The 14,167-nt window shown below is 70.9% G+C and carries 10 protein-coding genes; 3 read left to right on the top strand and 7 right to left on the bottom strand.

Annotated elements, in window-relative coordinates; genetic code table 11:
- The first annotated feature begins 149 nt into the window (after nt 1-149).
- Both AC1RVY_RS12490 and AC1RVY_RS12485 read left to right on the top strand, forming a co-directional pair.
- Nucleotides 150-617 carry a MerR family DNA-binding transcriptional regulator gene (locus tag AC1RVY_RS12490; RefSeq protein ID WP_218296388.1) on the top strand — a complete coding sequence of 156 codons (468 nt, stop codon included), beginning with the start codon at nt 150-152 and terminating at the stop codon, nt 615-617.
- Entirely contained in the window at nt 614-1,072 is a 459-nt protein-coding gene (locus AC1RVY_RS12485) for a PaaI family thioesterase (protein ID WP_370627748.1), read from the top strand. Before AC1RVY_RS12490 ends, AC1RVY_RS12485 begins: the two co-directional genes overlap by 4 nt.
- 44 nt (nt 1,073-1,116) lie before the next feature.
- Here the strand turns inward: AC1RVY_RS12485 and AC1RVY_RS12480 are convergent, their stop codons facing one another.
- The 3 genes from AC1RVY_RS12480 to leuA form a co-directional block, all read right to left on the bottom strand.
- Nucleotides 1,117-2,217, bottom strand: coding sequence for a 3-deoxy-7-phosphoheptulonate synthase (locus tag AC1RVY_RS12480; protein WP_218339316.1), 1,101 nt, complete (start codon nt 2,215-2,217; stop codon nt 1,117-1,119).
- A gap of 142 nt (nt 2,218-2,359) precedes the next feature.
- On the bottom strand, nt 2,360-2,863 hold the full coding sequence (locus AC1RVY_RS12475) for a C40 family peptidase (RefSeq protein WP_218296386.1): 504 nt from the start codon (nt 2,861-2,863) through the stop codon (nt 2,360-2,362).
- 132 nt (nt 2,864-2,995) lie between these two features.
- Nucleotides 2,996-4,675 (bottom strand): 2-isopropylmalate synthase, encoded by a 1,680-nt coding sequence (gene leuA, locus AC1RVY_RS12470; protein WP_492806736.1) that lies wholly within the window; start codon nt 4,673-4,675, stop codon nt 2,996-2,998.
- 435 nt (nt 4,676-5,110) lie between these two features.
- Here leuA and AC1RVY_RS12465 point away from each other — a divergent pair, with 435 nt between their 5' ends.
- Nucleotides 5,111-5,473: a YciI family protein gene (locus AC1RVY_RS12465; protein ID WP_218296384.1), complete on the top strand. Its 363-nt coding sequence runs from the start codon at nt 5,111-5,113 to the stop codon at nt 5,471-5,473.
- 9 nt (nt 5,474-5,482) lie between these two features.
- On the opposite strand, the gene AC1RVY_RS12460 is transcribed toward AC1RVY_RS12465, so the two are convergent.
- The 4 genes from AC1RVY_RS12460 to AC1RVY_RS12445 form a co-directional block, all read right to left on the bottom strand.
- Complete coding sequence (locus AC1RVY_RS12460) at nt 5,483-7,426, bottom strand: putative bifunctional diguanylate cyclase/phosphodiesterase (protein ID WP_255594802.1); 1,944 nt, start codon at nt 7,424-7,426, stop codon at nt 5,483-5,485.
- Between the two features lie 8 nt (nt 7,427-7,434).
- On the bottom strand, nt 7,435-7,980 hold the full coding sequence (locus AC1RVY_RS12455; protein ID WP_492806735.1) for a YfiR family protein: 546 nt from the start codon (nt 7,978-7,980) through the stop codon (nt 7,435-7,437).
- Nucleotides 7,981-7,983: 3 nt separating this feature from the next.
- Nucleotides 7,984-9,999: a TonB-dependent receptor plug domain-containing protein gene (locus AC1RVY_RS12450; RefSeq protein WP_492806734.1), complete on the bottom strand. Its 2,016-nt coding sequence runs from the start codon at nt 9,997-9,999 to the stop codon at nt 7,984-7,986.
- Between the two features lie 197 nt (nt 10,000-10,196).
- Entirely contained in the window at nt 10,197-14,165 is a 3,969-nt protein-coding gene (locus AC1RVY_RS12445; RefSeq protein WP_492806733.1) for a WG repeat-containing protein, read from the bottom strand.
- Nucleotides 14,166-14,167: the final 2 nt, after the last annotated feature.

The raw sequence follows: 14,167 nt of genomic DNA, 5'->3' as shown, positions 1-14,167 counted from the left end.
GAAGCACGCGCTCGCGCTGCCCCCTGAAACGTGAATCCTACACCGCAGAGCGCCGGACCGAGCGGTCACCACCATGCGGGTTTGCCCCAGAACGCCGCCAGTCACCCCGGCAACCTTCGCGCAGCGCCATGCTTGCTAGGCTGCGTGCCATGCAGATATCCGAACTCGCGCAACGCACCTCGGTTTCCGTCCACGCCCTGCGCCACTATGAGCGGCTGGGGCTCCTGCAGCCGCGCCGGCGGGCCAATGGCTACCGCGACTATCCACCGCGCATGCAGCGCGAGGTCGTGTTCATCGCCATGTCGCGCCAGCTTGGCTTCACCCTGCCGCAGATCGCCCTGCGCCTGGGCGCCTACCGGGCAGGCACCCTGCGCACCGAGACCATGGTGCAGGCCCTGCAGGAGCGCGCGCAGGCGCTGGACGAGCAGATCGATGCGCTGCGGGCCCAGAAGCAGCGCGTGCTGGAGCACCAGGCCTGGCTGCAGGCGCAGCAGGCAAGGCCGCGTACCGCCGTGTCGGCGCCACCGGCGCCCTGGCCGCGCGTGCGGCCCCCCGCCACGCCACCCCCATCGGCCCGCACCCGTCCATCCACCACCTCCGCAAGGAAAGCACCATGACCTCTTTGTCCGCACATTCCGCCGCCGCGCCCATGGACCATCTTCGGTCCCTGGTGCTGGCCATGCCCATGGCGCGCACGCTGGGCCTGCGCTTCGTGCGCGCCGAGCCGGGCGCGGTGGAGGTGGAGATTCCGGTGAGCGACGCCTTCTGCTTTCGCCCCGGCCAGCTGCAGGCCACCGCCGTGTTTGCCGTGGCCGACTTCGCCGCCGTGGGCGCGGCCGGCAGCGTGCTGCCGCCGGGCTGGGTGAATGCCACGGTGGACGCCACCGTGAAACTCGTGGCCCCCGCACGGGGCGTGTGCCTGCGGGCGCGCGGGCGCGTCATCGACGCGGCGCGGCTGCTCACGGTGTGCGCGTCCGATGTGTTCGCTGTGGATGCGGATGGCAAGGAAACGCTGTGCGCCACGCTGCTGGCCACGGCCCGCAACATCGACGCCACCGTGGCGCCACGGTAGCTGCCGTGGCCCGCTGCAGAGAGAGCGCCGGGCCGGCGGGTCGGTCAGGCGCGTGCGCGCCGCGCGCGCACGGCGGCGGCCAGGCCTTCCAGCACCGGCACCGTCTGCGCGAAGCTGATGCAGGCATCGGTCACCGACACGCCGGGCGCGAGCGGCTGGCCGGGCACGATGTCCTGGCGGCCTTCCTGCAGGTGGCTCTCGATCATGAGGCCGGTGATGCGCCGGTCGCCCGCGGCGATCTGCCGGGCGACGTCGTCCGCCACGGTGATCTGGCGCTGGTGCTGCTTGCTGCTGTTGGCGTGGCTCACGTCGATCATCACCTGCTCGCGCAGGCCCGCCGCCTGGAGCATGGCGCAGGCGGCATCCACATCGGCCGCGCTGTAGTTGGGCTGCTTGCCGCCGCGCAGGATCACGTGGCAGTCCTGGTTGCCGCGCGTCTCGAAGATCGCGGCCTGGCCCATCTTGGTCATGCCCATGAAGGCGTGCGACGCCTGCGCGGCCTGGATGGCGTCGCTGGCCACCTTCACGCCGCCGTCGGTGCCGTTCTTGAAGCCCACGGGGCACGACAGGCCGCTGGCCAGCTGGCGGTGGCTCTGGCTCTCGGTGGTGCGCGCGCCGATGGCGCCCCAGCTCACCAGGTCGCTGATGAACTGCGGCGAGAGCAGGTCCAGGAACTCGGTGCCCACCGGCAGGCCCGTGGCCAGCACGTCCAGCAGCAGCTGGCGCGCCAGCTCCAGCCCCTCGTTGATGGCGAAGCTGCCATCCAGGCGGGGGTCGTTGATGTAGCCCTTCCAGCCCACGGTGGTGCGGGGTTTTTCAAAGTAGACGCGCATCACGACCAGCAGGTCGGCCTGCAGCGCGTCGGCCTGGATCTTCAGCTGGCGCGCGTAGTCCATCGCCTGGTCGTGGTCGTGGATGGAGCAGGGGCCCACCACCACGATGAGCCGGTCGTCCTGGCCGTGCAGCACGCGCGAGATGGCGGCACGGCTGGTTTCCACCAGGGTCTGCGCGGCGTCGGGCGTGGGCAGCCACTCCTGCAGCAGCGCAGGCGTGATGAGCGGGCGCACGGCCTTGATGCGCGTGTCGTCGATGCGCGTCGTGTCGTGGGTGGAGATCGGGGTGGCGGAGCGGTGTGCGTGGGTCATGGTGGCCCTGATTGTCGCGCGGGCGGGGCCATCGGCTGGCCGACGATGTGGTCACACTGCCTGCAACTGGCGCGTCCCAGGCGAGGGACGCCGAGCAAGGGCCGCCCCGCAGCAAGGGCGTCGTCCCCCTCAGGGGGAGCCGCTACGGCCGCCGGAACGCCGCATTCTGCCGCGACCAGTGCCGCGACTGCAGCTGGTCGAGCCGCACCGTGCCGCCGGTGGACGGCGCGTGCACGAAGCGCCCTTCCCCCACGTAGATGCCCGCATGGTTGGGCTGGCGGCCCGTGCCGAACACCACGAGGTCTCCGGCGCGCAGCTCGCTGCCGTCGATGGGGTAGCCCCAGCTGTTGAGCTGCGCCACCGTGCGGGGCGGCGGGGTGCCCACCTGGTTGCGGTACACATAGCCGATCAGCCCGCTGCAATCAAAGCCCGCATCGGGCGTGTTGCCGCCGTAGCGGTACGGCGTGCCCACCAGGCCGAGCGCGTGGATGGCGATGTCGTGCGCCTGCTCCGCGGTCAGGGGTGGGGTGGTGCGTACCGGGGCTGACGAAGAAGGCGACGGGGGCCGCGAGGTGCCGCAGCCGCCCAGCGCCAGCAGGGCGGCGGTGCAGGCGGCCAAGGCCAGTCTGTGAAAAACAACGCGCATGGCCCGAAGGGTAACGGATAGGCCCTGGCGCCTGCGCGGACTCCGTCCATGGCCTGGGGCTATTGGCCAAAAATGCCGCCAGCGCTTGGTGGTAAAGCGCTGACAGCTATCTTTTTTACAACAGCGGCGGGGTCACACCGCCGCCGTGGCGGCCACGCCCTGGCGCCGCTCGGCCAGCCGGTTGGCCACGCTCACGATGGCCAACACCGACGCCGTCACGATGTTGTGGCTCATGCCCGCGCCGAAGGTGGAGCCTGCCACGCCCTCCATCGCGGCCTCCACGATGGCCAGCGCCTGGGCGTGGGCTCCCGTGCCGGTGGCGCGCTCTTCGTAGTGGTCCACGCGCAGCGGCAGGCCCAGCGCATCCACCGTGGCGGCGATCGGCCCGTTGCCCTGGCCGCGCAAATGCTGGCGCATGCCGTCGATGGTCACGTCCAGCTCGATGCCCTGCCCGTCTTCATCGAGCCGGTGGCTGTGGCAGATGATGGCCGCCTGGGCCGGGGCGCGCAGGTAGGTGGCCTGGAACAGGTCCCACAGTGCCTCGCCGCTCATCTCGCCTTCGCTCGCGTCCGTCTGGCGCTGCACCACGGCGCTGAATTCGACCTGCATGCGGCGCGGCATCACCACGCCGTGTTCGCGCTCCAGCAAGAACGCGATGCCGCCCTTGCCCGACTGGCTGTTCACGCGGATCACACTGTCGTACGTGCGGCCCAGGTCCGCGGGGTCGATGGGCAAGTACGGCACTTCCCACAGCGCGTTCGGGTCCTGCGCCGCAAAGCCCTTCTTGATCGCATCCTGGTGCGAGCCCGAGAACGCGGTGAACACCAGGTCGCCCGCGTAGGGGTGGCGCGGGTGCACCGGCAGCGAGGTGCATTCCTCGGCGATGCGCGCCACCGAGGTGATGTCCGAGAAGTCGAGGTTCGGGTGCACGCCCTGCGTGTACATGTTGAGCGCCAAGGTCACGATGTCCACGTTGCCGCAGCGCTCGCCGTTGCCGAAGAGGCAGCCTTCCACGCGGTCGGCGCCGGCCATCATCGCGAGTTCCGCCGCGGCCACGCCGGTGCCGCGGTCGTTGTGCGGGTGCACCGAGAGCGTGATGTGCTCGCGGGGGGCGAGGCGCCGGTCCATCCACTCGATCTGGTCGGCGAACACGTTGGGCGTGGCGTTCTCCACCGTGGTGGGCAGGTTGATGATGATGGGGCGGCCGGGGCCCGCGTTCCAGGCCGCGATGGCCGTCTGGCAGGCCTTGAGCGACACGTCGAGCTCGGTGGCGCTGAAGGTCTCGGGCGAGTACTGCAGCGTCCACGCTGTGGCGGGCTGCGCGTCGGTGAGCTGCTTGAGGTAGCCCACGTGGTGCGCGATGAGCTGCATCACCTGCGTCACGTTCATGCCGAACACGATGCGCCGCCAGGCAGGCGCCGTGGCGTTGTACAGGTGCACGATGGCGCGGGGTGCGCCCTTCACGGCCTCCACCGTGCGCGCGATCAGGTCCTCGCGCGACTGGGTCATGACCATGATGGTCACGTCAGCGGGGATGAGGTTTTCGTCGATGAGGCGGCGCACGAAGTCGAAGTCGGTCTGCGACGCGGCCGGAAAGCCGACCTCGATCTCCTTGAAGCCGATGCGCACCAGCTCCTCAAAGAGCTTCATCTTGCGCTCGCCGTTCATCGGCTCGAACAGCGCCTGGTTGCCGTCGCGCAGGTCGGTGGAGAGCCACACGGGCGCGCGGGTGATGCTGCGGGTGGGCCACTGGCGGTCGGTCAACGCGACCGGGGCGATGGGCTGGTATTTGGTGGCGGGCTTGGCAATCATGAGAGGCTCCACGAACGGTGTGTGCGGTGCGCTGAAAAGAAGAATGCGCGGTGCACGGGTCAGACGAAATGAATGAAGAAAACAAAACGTGTGACATCCCCTGCAGCCCTTTGCGTGTGCAAAGGCTGGTTCGCGGGCCGGGGTCAGGGGGAGATCAGGTGTTGCGCTGAGCGGATCAGGCAACGGTGGCGAACGCAGGCAGACCCCGGCCAGGCACTAGTAGGCCTAGCGATAGGGTGGGTAGGAGCATGCTGCGTTGCATAGAGGCTTGAAGATAGCACAGGCTTGCTGCGCTGCGCAAGGTTTTGATGAAAAGTGCCGCCAGCGCTTGATGGATAAGCGCTGATAGCTATAAAAACAGTAGTAAAGGCTGCTGGTAGGATGGCGCCTTTCGCTTTGCCCCCCTCCCCTCTCGCTTCGCCAGGAGACCCTCTCATGCCCTACATGCTGCTCATCATGGAACCCCACGGCCAGCGGGCCGAGCGCGGGCTGGCGGGAGGCCAGGAGGCGTATGCCCGCATGCTGCGCTTTGGCGAGGGTCTGAAGGCCCGGGGCCTGCTGCGCGCCACCGAGTCGCTGGCGTCCACCGACCAGGCCGTGCGCCTGCAGGTGCGCGAAGGGCAGTCCCGGCTGGTGGATGGGCCGTTCGCCGAGACGAAGGAAATGGTGGGCGGCTTCTTCCTGCTCGACTGCGCCACGCGCGACGAGGCCGTGGCCATCGCCCGCGAATGCCCGGCCGCCGAATGGGCCACCATCGAGGTGCGCGAGGTGGCGCCGTGCTACCACGGGGCATCGTGACCGGGGCGGCTAGGCGCGGCGCGTGGTGCCTTCCTGCAGCAGTGCCTGAAACTGCTCCACCGGCATCGGCCGCGCAAACAGGTAGCCCTGCAGCACGTCGCAGCCCTGGTGCACCAGGTAGTCGGCCTGTTCTGGCGTTTCCACCCCTTCGGCCGTGATCTGCAGCCCCAGGCCATGGGCCAGGGCCACGATGGCGTTGACGATGGTGCGGCTGTGTTCGTGGCCGGGCAGGTCCTTGACGAAGCTGCGGTCGATCTTGAGGCGGCGCATCGGCAGCTGCCGCAGGTAGGCCAGCGACGAATAGCCGGTGCCGAAGTCGTCGATGGCCAGGTGGATGCCCAGCTGGCTCAGGCGGTGCAGGGTGTGCGCGCCCGCTTCCATGTTGTCCATGAGCACGGTTTCCGTGAGCTCGATCTCCAGCAGGTGGGCGGGCAGGCCTTCCTCGCGCAGGATGTCCATCACGCGTTCGAGGAACTGCGCATCGCCCAGCTGCCGCGCCGAGATGTTGACCGATACCCGCAGGGGCCCGCCGGCCTGCCACCGGGCGGCATCGCGGCAGGCGGTGCGCATCACCCAGTAGCCCAGCGGGACGATGAGGCCGCAGTCCTCCGCCACCATCACGGCCTCCAGCGGCGGGACATGGCCTAGCTCCGGGTGCGACCAGCGCAGCAGCGCCTCCGCGCCCACCAGCGCCTTGCCGGCGGCGGCGAACAGGGGCTGGTAGTGCAGCGCGATGCCCTCGCCCTGGTCGAGCGCGGCGCGCAGCGCATGCTCGATGGCCTGGCGGCGGACCACCGCCAGGTTCATCGACGCGTCAAACCGCACGCACCGGTTCTTGCCCATGTCCTTGGCCCGGTACATGGCCGTGTCGGCGTTGCTCACGAGGCTGTCCATGTCCGCCGCATCGTCTGGAAAGATGGCGATCCCGGCGCTGCAGGTCATGGTCACCTGCTGGCCCACTTCGGTGAAGGTGGGGCGAAAGACGCCCACGATGCGCTGGCCGTAGGTGTTGAGCGCCGCGTCGTCCATGTCCAGCCGCAGGATCACGGCGAACTCGTCGCCGCCCAGGCGCGAGATCGCGTCGGCGGCGCGCACCACGGACTGCAGGCGCCGGGCCACCTGGCGCAGGAGGCCGTCCCCGGCCGCGTGCCCGAAGGTGTCGTTGAGGGTCTTGAAGTTGTCCAGGTCGATGTAGACCAGGGCGACGCGGGAGCCCAGGCCACGCGCGCGCTCGATCTCGGCGGCCAGGCGTTCGTTGAACGCGTGCCGGTTTCCGGTGCCGGTGACCGCGTCGGTGTGGGCGAGCGTGTGCAGGCGGTTTTCGGCGTTGCGCACGGCCGCCTGGCTGCGCAGCACCATCGCGGCCGCCAGGGCCATCACGCACCCCGCGATCAGCAGCGCGCTGACGAAGCGGATGGCCAGGCGGGCGTACACCGCGCTCATGGACTTGCGAAAGTACAGCGTGCCCGACACCACGCCGCCCATCTCCACGGGCCGTGCGATCTCCAGCACGCGCAGCCCCGCGCGCTCGGCCACACCGGCCATGCCCGCGGCCGGCAGCGTGGCGGGAAAAGCCTGGTCCGCGTCGCGTGCGTAGTGGGCCAGCAGCAGGCCCTGCCGGTCGTAGACGTCCGCGCCCAGCACCATCGGCGATGCCTTCAGCGCCCCCAGCATCTCGCTGGCCGTGTGCGCATCCTGGAACATCACCGCGGCCGAGATGTTGTCGGCCACGATCGCCGCCTCCACCCGGCTGTCCTGCAGCATGGACTGCCGCGTGCTCCAGTAGTCCACGCCCGTGAGTGCCAGCACCACCGTCAGCAGCGCCAGGCCCGCGGCCAGGAGGCCGGTGGCCACGAGCCGCGACGATGGCAGGGGCTGCGCGGCCCCCGGCTCCTGCGCGGGGGCCTGCGGCATGGCGGGCGCCTTCGTTTTTTCCTGATTCTTCTTCGTCATCATCGTCATCATCTGGCCGCCCTGGCCAGCCGCAGCAGTCGGGAGCTCACGGACAGGCCCGCGCGCGCGGTGGCATCGGTGTTGACGGCGAACACGATGCGGTTCTTCTGCTGGCTGAGCGTGATCATGATGTCGGGGCTGCCTGCGGCGTCCTCATCGGCCACCGTCAGGATGCCGTGGGCGGGCGGCAGGGCCCGCAGCGCGCGCAGCACCGGCTCGATGTCGGCGCCGTGCAGGATGAGCACGCGGCAATGGCGCAGCTCGGCCAGTTCCAGCAGCCTCACACGGATGGGCCGCCCCTTGCGGGCGGGCTTGCCCTCCAGGGCCGTCAGGGCGCGCTTGAGCGGACTGAAGGGAGAGATGCACAGGGGCCAGTCGCCGTCGGTGGCCAGGTCGCTGTCGGGCCATTCGATGAACTGGATGAAGTTGAAGATGTAGGCGGCCTTGAGATCGGGTTCCTCCACGGGGTTGGTGGCATGCGCCAGGCCCCCCGCCCAGCACAGCACGCACAGCCCGGCCCACAGCAGGTTGCGCAGGCGCAGGGCGTGGGACATGGCTCAGAACCCGTAGGTGAGCTTGACGCGGTAGGTCCGTCCATCCTGCCGGATCGAGTCTTCGCGGATTTCGTAGGAGGCGGGGTCCGCGTGGCGGCGGTTGAAGACGTTGTACACGCCCACCGACACATCCACGTCCCCCAGGCGCTTCGTGTAGACGAGGTTGGCCAGGACGTGCGCAGGCAGGCGCGCGTTCGCGAGCGTCCTGCGCGCGCCCACGCCAATGGCCTCGACGGCATACTGCCCCGGCCTGCCCTGCCCCGGCGCCGCGAGCGCCAGCGTGTCCGACCACTGCAGCTTGAGCAGGTGCCGGGGGGAGTTGGTCAGCGTCTCGGGTGCGCCCGCGTCGCGCGCCTTCTGCCACCCGTAGGCCACGCGCAGGCGCGACCCTCCTTGCCAGCGCTGCTCCACCTCGGTCTCCATGCCATGCACGCGCACGCCCCGCGCGTTGCCGAACCTGAGCCTGTCCGGGATGCCCGCGTCCCCCAGCGAGATCAGGTCGGTCACCTCGGACCTGAACGCCGTCAGCAGCATGCGCGTGGTGCCAGTGGGGGCGTGTTCCAGCGCCAGCTCCGTGGTGCGCACCTTTTCGAGCCGCAGGCCCGCCAGATCGACGATGCCGCCGGGCAGGTCCACCCGGTAGTCGCGCTCGTAGGCGTTGGGCGGCCGGTAGGCCGTGCCATGCAGCAGCTTGACGGCCGTGGCCGGGTTCCACCAGTACACCAGGCCCAGCCGGGGGTGGAAGCTGCCGTCGCTGCCCGACTGCTTGCCCCACCGCAGGCCCGCGTGCAGGGTGAGCGTGGGCGCCAGCGCGAACTCGTCCTGGACATAGATGCCCAGCGCGTTCCCCGCGCGGCGGGTATCCAGGTATTGCACGGGCGGATCCACGTCGGCATTGAGCTGCCGGATGCGGGTGTCGCGCCGGTAGTCGACGCCCCACGCGAGCTTGTGGCGTGCAAGGGCCGTGCTCACCCACTGCCATTCCGTGCCCCACCATTGGCCGGTGCCCACGTCGCGGTTGAGCGTGGGCGGCGGATAGTCGTACGCGTAGTCGCCCACGAAGCGGTAGTGCCCGGCGTGGACGCGCCCGGTGAACGCGAGGGAGGGCTGCAGCTGGCTCGCATACTCGGCCGCGACGCGGGTGGTGGTGTCGATGGACCGCGAGCGCGGGTCATTGAAGGTCTGCGAGAACGCCGCGGTGGGCGTGCCCTTGCTGCGCTCGCCGTGCGCCAGGGTGAGGCTCAGGCCGTCGCGCTGCATCCGCGCGAACAGCTGGGTGCTGCGGTCGAAATCCAGGCGCTGCGCGACGCCCTGGTTGCTGGCCGGCGTGTCGAACGCGGCGAAGTACTGGTCCGCGCCCCGGCTGCTCGCGCGCGTCAGCGCGATCAGCCAGTCCCCGCCCTGTGCGTCCACGGTTCCCACCGAGAAGCGGGCCTTGGCGCTGCCGTGGCTGCCGGCCGCCACGCTCAGCTGCGGGCCGGCCAGCTGGCGGCCGTCGCGCGTGATGACGTTGACCACGCCGAAGAACGCATTGGGTCCATAGACGGCGGAGCCCGGCCCCGGCACGAACTCCACGCGGTCCACCAGGTCCAGGTCCAGCGGGAAGTCGGTGCCGATGGTGGCCTGGTCGTAGAGGTTGTCATTGAAGCGCACGCCATTGACCAGCAGCAGCACGCGGGTGTTGTAGTCGCCCGGCGTGGCGAAGCCGCGCGTGCCCAGGTAGTGGTAGGAGCGGTCGTACGACACATACAGCCCGCGCATGCTGCCCAGCACCTCGGCCAGCGTGCGGTAGCCGAAGAGCCGGATGTCGTCGGCGGTCACCACGCTCACCAGGGCGGGTGCTTCCAGGGTGGTCTGCGTGTACCGGCTGGCGGTCCGGACTTCCATCTGCACGAGCTGTTCCAGCGGCAGATGGGCGATGTCCGCCTGCGCGATGGCTTGGGAGAGTCCGCTGCAAAGGAGGGCCAGCGCCATGCGCTGTGGCCACTGTGCCGGGCGATGGTCCGATCCTCTTGTCATGGGCGTTGCACCCGCTGTGGCGGTGGCTCCTGTGTGCGAGACCAAGCGTTCCGGAGGTCCGTGGGTCGGTGGGGCGAGTGTTTACAAATTGTATCCACCAGCAGGCCCGGCAGGCCCCCGGGGGGATCGGTGATGACCCTAGGAAAAATGTAAAAGGTGGCCGCAGCAGCCGCAGCAGCCGGTGGGCCGGCTGGGGCTCAGTCCCCCGCCGCCGAATCCCCGCGGTGGGCGAAGGCCAGGCCCACGCGGCGGTACAGGCGGCGCCAGCCGAACAGGTAGACCACCACCAGGGCCGCCGCGACCGCGAGCCAGGGGCTCTGGGGGGGGGCGAATACAAACCGCCACGCCCAGTACAGTTCGGAAAAGCCCATGAGCGCGAACGTCCCCAGCCCGATCCACGCGCCTTCCGCCCGCCAGGCGGCCACCGAGACGAACGCGTGGCCCACCCAGGCCGCCAGGCCCAGCAGCAGGTGGGTGGCCCAGGCCAGCACCGGCCGCTGCTCGAACCAGCCCGCCAGTCCGGTGAGGGTGGGCGGCGTGCCGGACCGGGCGGTCACGGCGGCCTGCACCAGGAACGCGGCCAGCACGCCCTGGTGCTGCAGACGGCGGGCGGCGGTGCCCTGCCCCTTCAGCGCGGAATCGACCACGTGGCGTGCCAGCCAGCCGCCCACGCCGCCGGCGCGGGGGGTGCCGTCTGCGGCATCCCCGTCATCGCGGGGCAGGCGCGCGGCGGCTTCCCGGGCCTGGTCGTGCAGGGCCTGGGGCACATGTTCCATGGCGCTGGCGCTGCGGCGCACCGCGTGGGCGCAGACCGCCACGGTGCGCAGCGCGGGCGGGATCTGCTCCAGCCGCCAGCCGCCCTCCTGCACATGCGCGATGCAGGCTTCCTCGCTGAGCATGTCGGGAGGGATCTGGCCGAAATCCTTCACGCCCTGGCGCAGCGCCGCCGCATAGCGCGCGGGGGTCATGAGGCGCTTGGGCACGAAGCGCACCGTGTCCTCGTCGGCCGCCAGGGCGGCATCGACCATGGCGTGGGTGATGCGTTCGCGCGGCACATCGGCCAGGGTGCGCGGGTGCGACTGCAGCCGTGCGATCAGCGTGGCGTCGTCGGCCGCCTGGGCCTGGCCCTGCGCCAGGCCTTGCAGCCAGCGCGTGTCCTCGGCGGCATCCCACTGCGCGGCGTAGGGCGACTGCAGCGACAGCACCGTGGAGGCCTCGAGCGCCGCTTCCTGCGTGCGGCCCAGGGCGCGCAAGGCGCTGGCCAGGATGTAGCGCGCATGCTCTTCGTGGCGCACGCGGCCGAGGCCCAGGCGGGCGTCGGCCATCGCGCCTTCAGGGTCGCCCGCCCACAGCCGAGCCCAGGCGCGCTGCACGTGCCAGTGGCTGGCCTCGCGGGGTTCGCCGTCCCGGCGGGCCTGGTCCAGGTCGTCCGCGATGAGCCGGGTGGTGACGTCCTCGCGCAGCGCGGGCGGTACGGCGAGGAACATGTCCCAGCGGTCCTGCAGCGCGGCCATGCACACGTCGGTGGTGCGCAGCGCCGCAGGAATCTTGTCCAGCGACAGGCCGTTGGCGCGCGCCGAGGCCAGGCACAGCGCGGGCGTGAGCATGTCGGCGGGAATGTGCTCGATCAGGCAGCCGTAGTCGTGCCGCACGGCGCGCTCGGCCAGCGCGGGCGTGATCTTGCGCGGGTCGATGTAGCTGATGTTGTAGATGTCGGCCTGCAGGGCGGCCTGCTCCACCGCATCGGTGCGCAGCCAGTGCGCCAGGTCCTTGAGCGGCGCCTGGGCGCGCACCGCCTTGAGCGCGAGCTCGGGCGTGAGCAGGCAGCCCCACACGTCGCACAGGCTGTTGTGGTCCCAGGTGGCGGGGATGCGGCTGTTGCGCTCGTCGCGCCAGTCCCATTCGGGCTGGCCGGCATACAGGCTGCGTGCCAGGGCCAGGGCTTCGGCGGTCATGCATTCGGGCGGGATGCCGGCCGCCTCGCGCAGGCCCCGGCGCACCAGCGATTCGAGCCGTGCGGTTGTCCGCCAGGCCGCAGGCACGTATTCCAGCGCCGCCACGTTCGCATCCAGGGCGGCATCCACCACCGCATCGTCCAGCCACTGCGCGGGCACATGGGCGATCGCATGGCGGTCGTTGCACACGGCGTGCAGCCATTCATCACGTGTCCGGGGCGGCTGCGTGGCCGGCGCGCCCTCGGGGGGCCGGCTGTCCAGCGCCGGGCCGTCGCTGTCCGGGCCTTCGGGCTCGCCGCCGTGGCCGGGCGGTTCCGTGGCGGGGCCGGCGCCGCGCGCGCGCTGCGCCAGCTGCAGCGCGTCGATGCTGGGCGCGGCCATGAGCCACAGTTCCCACCACACATCGCCGTCGCCCGAGTCCGAATGCTTGTACAGCGTGAGCCACTGTTCGCGCGCCTCGTGCAGCGCGCCGCCGTCGCCCGGCAGGGGCTTGGCCATTGCCACGGGCCAGGCCTGCGTGTAGTCGCCCTGGCGGCGCCAGGGGACGGCGTGCTCCGGGTTCGGGTCGGCGGCGCCAAAGCGCGCGCTCAGCTGCTGCACCATCGCCACGCGGGCTTCGTCCACCGCGCGGTTGAGGTCGGTGCACAGGAATTCGTAGGGGCCGTTGTGCGATTCGCTCAGGTAGGCGCGCATCACCCGCCGCACGACCACGGTGCGGCCGGCCTGCACCTGGCCGGGGTCCTGCTCCCCGTCGTCATCTTCATCTTCATCGTCGCCGTCCACGGGTTTGTCGGGCGCGAGTTCATCGCCCGCCGCCAGGCGGTGGAGCCGGGCCTCGGCGTCGGCCAGCAGGTCCACGGCCAGCGGCACGATGCCGTCGAGCGTCTTGAGGTTTTCCAGGTGGTCGGTGAGCGGCGCGTGGAAGAACGGCCCGGGGGGCCAGCAGTTCTCGCGCACGCCGCTGCGCCACAGGGGCGTGCCCCCGGCGTCGAGCAAGGCCACCTGCTGGCCGTCGTAGTGCGCGCGCCAGGCGACGGCGCCCTCGCCGTCGATAAAGGCCAGTTGTCCGTCGCGGGTCAGAAACGGCACCAGCGGCGTGTCCGGCGGGTGCCCCACCAGCCAGCCATCGCCATCGGTCAGCGGCTCCAGCAGGTGGTCGGGCGCGGGCACGAAGCGGCCGTCCGGGTGCAGCAGGCCCCAGTGCGCCGGGGCCGCTGTGGTGGCATCGGCCGCGCCCTTGCGCACGGCGGCGGCGGTGCGCACGACGGCAAAGCCGCTTTCCGCCGAGAAATCCGTGCCGTAGCTCAGCGGCGGGGCCGCAAGGGGTTTGCCGTCGGCCGTGAGAAAGCCCGTGCCGTCATAGCTGTTGGCGGCCACGCCGCAGCCCATGCGCCGCGAGAGGTGGCGCCCGCCTTTCACGACCACCTTGCCGCGCGCGTTGAGGTAGCCATGGCCGTTGTCCCAGGCATGGGGTTCGTCGAAGAAGGCCAGGCCCTCGGCATTGAAGGCATCGATGCGCGGGTAGCGGGGCTCCAGCACCCAGCGGCCCTGTGCGTCGATGAGGCCGTAGGTGTCGCCGTCCAGCGAGGCGGCCGTGGCGGTGGATTCGCCAAACGGCCGCGCGTCGCGAAAGCGGGGCTCGATCACCCAGCGCCCCGTGCGGTCCACGAAGCCCTGGGTGCGCTGGTTGCTGGCCTTCTTCCACAGCGTGGCGCGCGCCAGGCCATTGGCGCCGAAGGGGCTCAGCTCATGGAACACCTCGTCGCAGGTGGTGTGGCCGGTGCGGTCGATGATGCGCCAGGCATCCTGGCCCACCTGCACCGCGCACAAACCGTTGCGAAACGGCTGGGCGTTGTCGAATGCGGGAGGGATGGCCACCGTCCCCGCCAGGTCCATGAACCCCCAGCGCCCGCCGTCGCAGAAGCGGGCCAGCCCGTCCTCGGAAAAACTGCGCGCGTTCTGCAGCGTGGGCGGCACGCGCCACCGGCCCTCGCCGTCGATGTAGCCCCACGGGCCGTGGGCCGCGCGGGCTGCGCCGATCCAGCCGCCGCGCCCGTCGGCCCAGAAGCGCAGCACCTCGCCCAGGCCTTCGGCGGGGACCACGGCCCGGCCCGGGTGGACGATGACCAGCGCGAGGGCCTGGTGGCCGGGCATGAGCGGGATGCTGGCCAGCCAGGGGGGTGTTGGTTCGGTGTCGTTGTGGCTGGTCATTG

The sequence above is a fragment of the Acidovorax sp. GW821-FHT11A03 genome, from assembly GCF_058809075.1.
Note: the sequence above shows the minus strand (reverse complement) of the source record. Positions and strands in the feature narration are given on the sequence as shown.

What these genes read in the sequence shown, in the direction of transcription:
- AC1RVY_RS12490 (WP_218296388.1), top strand. Translation starts at nt 150, where the DNA reads ATGCAGATATCCGAACTCGCGCAACGCACCTCGGTTTCCGTCCACGCC.
- AC1RVY_RS12485 (WP_370627748.1), top strand. Translation starts at nt 614, where the DNA reads ATGACCTCTTTGTCCGCACATTCCGCCGCCGCGCCCATGGACCATCTT.
- AC1RVY_RS12480 (WP_218339316.1), bottom strand. Translation starts at nt 2,217, where the DNA reads ATGACCCACGCACACCGCTCCGCCACCCCGATCTCCACCCACGACACG.
- AC1RVY_RS12475 (WP_218296386.1), bottom strand. Translation starts at nt 2,863, where the DNA reads ATGCGCGTTGTTTTTCACAGACTGGCCTTGGCCGCCTGCACCGCCGCC.
- leuA (WP_492806736.1), bottom strand. Translation starts at nt 4,675, where the DNA reads ATGATTGCCAAGCCCGCCACCAAATACCAGCCCATCGCCCCGGTCGCG.
- AC1RVY_RS12465 (WP_218296384.1), top strand. Translation starts at nt 5,111, where the DNA reads ATGCCCTACATGCTGCTCATCATGGAACCCCACGGCCAGCGGGCCGAG.
- AC1RVY_RS12460 (WP_255594802.1), bottom strand. Translation starts at nt 7,426, where the DNA reads ATGACGAAGAAGAATCAGGAAAAAACGAAGGCGCCCGCCATGCCGCAG.
- AC1RVY_RS12455 (WP_492806735.1), bottom strand. Translation starts at nt 7,980, where the DNA reads ATGTCCCACGCCCTGCGCCTGCGCAACCTGCTGTGGGCCGGGCTGTGC.
- AC1RVY_RS12450 (WP_492806734.1), bottom strand. Translation starts at nt 9,999, where the DNA reads ATGACAAGAGGATCGGACCATCGCCCGGCACAGTGGCCACAGCGCATG.
- AC1RVY_RS12445 (WP_492806733.1), bottom strand. Translation starts at nt 14,165, where the DNA reads ATGACCAGCCACAACGACACCGAACCAACACCCCCCTGGCTGGCCAGC.